This is a genomic window from Arthrobacter sp. 05T410 (assembly GCF_056396505.1).
The window spans coordinates 1-678 of record NZ_JBFTLP010000052.1; the positions used below are offsets into that span (position 1 = coordinate 1).

A 678-nucleotide genomic window follows, 5' to 3' on the forward strand; every position below is an offset into this window, starting at 1 on the left:
GCCGACACCACCGGGCTCAGCTACACCGACACCAACCGCCCCGCCGGAACCTGGTACTACCGCGTCACCGCCACCGACGCCGCCGGCAACACCGGCCCCGGCTCCAACGAAGCCACCGCCACGATCCAACCCCCGCCCGACACCACCTCACCCGGCGCGCCCGGGACCCTGGCCGCCACAGCCACCGGAACCTCCGTCGCCCTGTCCTGGACCGCCGCAACCGACAACACCGGCGTCACCGGCTACACCGTCCACCGGTCAGCCTCGGCCGGCTTCGCGCCCAGCAGTTCGACCAGAATCGCCGACACCACCGGGCTCAGCTACACCGACACCAACCGGCCCGCCGGAACCTGGTACTACCGCGTCACCGCCACCGACGCCGCCGGCAACACCGGCCCCGGCTCCAACGAAGCCACCGCCACCACCCAGCCGGCCGCTCCGCCGACGGTGCTGGCGGTGGAGAGTGCGGCGGATACCTACACCTCCGCATCGGCGCCCACGACGGACTTCGGCACCAGCGGTTCCCTGTCGGTCTACGGCTCACCGGACGCCACGACCGTGCTCCGGTTCCAGGTCCCGGCAGCCCCGGCCGGGCAAACACTGACCGGCGCGATCCTGCGCATACGCACCACCAGCCTGGCCTCCGCCGGCTCCGCCAACACCCTCAACGTCCGCTCG

General features: G+C 72.6%; 1 pseudogene. It reads left to right on the forward strand.

The window, feature by feature from the left end:
- A pseudogene (locus AC1DFR_RS22350) lies at window positions 1-678 on the forward strand (hypothetical protein); the annotation flags it as partial.